This window comes from Roseicyclus amphidinii (assembly GCF_030163755.1).
Classification (GTDB): Bacteria; Pseudomonadota; Alphaproteobacteria; order Rhodobacterales; family Rhodobacteraceae; genus Roseicyclus; species Roseicyclus amphidinii.
Genome location: NZ_JASJOE010000140.1, coordinates 1 through 1946, shown reverse-complemented (window position 1 = coordinate 1946; position 1946 = coordinate 1). Strand labels below are relative to the sequence as shown.

General features: G+C 70.9%; 2 protein-coding genes. One reads left to right on the top strand and one right to left on the bottom strand.

Annotation, left to right across the window (positions count from 1 at the left end; translation table 11 throughout):
- On the bottom strand, positions 1 to 1023 hold a 1023-nt coding region (locus QQK83_RS19220), incomplete at its 3' end, for an FHIPEP family type III secretion protein (protein ID WP_284267046.1).
- A gap of 176 nt (positions 1024 to 1199) precedes the next feature.
- Here QQK83_RS19220 and QQK83_RS19215 point away from each other — a divergent pair.
- Positions 1200 to 1766 carry an LPP20 family lipoprotein gene (locus tag QQK83_RS19215; RefSeq protein ID WP_284267044.1) on the top strand — a complete coding sequence of 189 codons (567 nt, stop codon included), beginning with the start codon at positions 1200 to 1202 and terminating at the stop codon, positions 1764 to 1766.
- The last annotated feature ends 180 nt before the right edge of the window (positions 1767 to 1946 follow it).

Genomic DNA, 1946 nt, shown 5'->3' with positions numbered 1-1946 from the left:
GCCGGCGCGCGCCGCGCCCTGCGCGTCGTCATCGCCCGCGCGGCCAAGCACCCAGCCCGCGGCCCCCGCCGCCGCGGCAAAGCCGAGGAACAGGAGCGTGGGCATCCCCGGCACAAGGCCGATGATCGCCAGCACCGCGGCAACCGGCATCCATGCGCGCGGCAGGCCGATCTGCTTGCCGATATGGCCCGCGAAATCCGTGTCCGAGGACACGCGGGTGACGATGATCGCCGTGGCGATGGACAAGAGCAGCGACGGGATCTGCGCCACCAGGCCGTCGCCGATGGACAGCAGAACGTAGGTTTCCGCCGCCGTGCCGAGGGTCAGGCCGAACTGGCTGGTGCCGATGATGATGCCGCCGATGATATTGGCCGCGAGGATCAGGATACCGGCGACCGCATCGCCCTTCACGAACTTGGAGGCACCGTCCATCGCGCCGTAGAAATCCGCCTCCTCGGCGATCTCGGCGCGGCGGGCGCGGGCCTCCTCGGGGGTCAGGTTGCCCGAGTTCAGATCGGCGTCGATGGCCATCTGCTTGCCCGGCATCGCATCGAGCGTGAAGCGCGCCGACACCTCCGAGACGCGGCCTGCACCCTTGGTGATCACGACAAGGTTGATGATCACGAGGATGATGAAGACCACGATCCCCACCGCGAAATTCCCCGCGATGACGAAGGCGCCGAAGGCTTCGATGACCTGTCCGGCGGCACCGGGGCCGGTGTGGCCCTCGGTCAGGACGATCCGGGTCGAGGCCACGTTGAGCGCCAGCCGGAAGGTCGTGGCGATCAGCAGGAGGCTGGGGAAGCTGGAGAAATCCAGCGGGCGGAAACTGTGCAGCGCCACCATCAGGATCAGCAGCGACAACAGGATGTTGAGGACGAAGAAGATGTCCAGCAGCACCACCGGCAGCGGCAGCACCATCATCGCCACCAACGCAAGGATGCCCACCGGCAGCAGCGTGCCGCCGATCTGACCGGGCAGACCGAAGCGTCGGGCCAAGGGGGCGTCGGCAGGGCTGGACATCTGGGCGGCACTCTCTGGTGGGACCGGCTGAGCGCCGGCGGGGTCGCCTCGGTTGTGCAAACCGCGTGCCAGACGCCCCGCGCGGCCCACGGCTTTTTGCCGACGGCCCGCGCCCGCATGGCACGGCGATTGCAGCCTGTCGCCCGACCCATGTCCGCACGGAACCGGAGACGCCCATGACCCTTTGCCTGAACCGCCCGCTCTTCCCCGTCCTTCCGCTTGCCGCGGCCCTTGCCGTGTCGGCCTGCGTCGGCGCGCAGGGGCCGCTTGCGGACTTGCCGCACGATGCCGCCCCCGAGACCGTCGCGGTGGCGCAGCTTGCCGATGACCTCGGGCGGATGCCCGAAGCCGCGGGCGCCACACGCGCGGCGCACACCCCCGACAGCCCCCCCGACACGTCGCTGGTCCTGCCGGTCCGTCTGGTCGGGCGCGGCTACGGCCAGGTCTCGGGCCAGCCCGGATCGACCGCCAACGAGCGCCGCCTCATGGCGATCCGCGCCGCGCGGATGGAGGCGTTCCGCGACCTGACGGAACAGGTCCACGGGGTCCGCATCGACAGCCGGTCCATGCTGCGGGACGCCGTGCTGGGCGATGACAGCATCGAGGCGCTGGTCGCAGGCGAGATCCGCGGCGCGCGGACCGTCTCGATCACGCCGCGCGACGGCGACAGTTTCGAGGTGGTGCTGGAACTCAGCACCGATACGGTGCGCTACATCCTGCGCGCCGCGCAGCGGCGGATGTAAGCCATGATGCGCCCGTCGGTGCCCCTCCTCGGGGTCATGGCCATCCTGGCCGCCCTGCTGCTCGTGCCGGTCACGGCCCGCGCGCAGGAGGTCCGCATCGTCGAGGCCAGCGGCCAGGCGCGGATCCAGTCCCCCGCCGACAGCGACGCCGCGCGCCGCCGCGCGCTCGGCGAGGCGCTG

Bases quoted from the DNA above. Each gene is read 5' to 3' on its own strand.
- QQK83_RS19215 (WP_284267044.1), top strand. From the start codon at position 1,200: ATGACCCTTTGCCTGAACCGCCCGCTCTTCCCCGTCCTTCCGCTTGCC.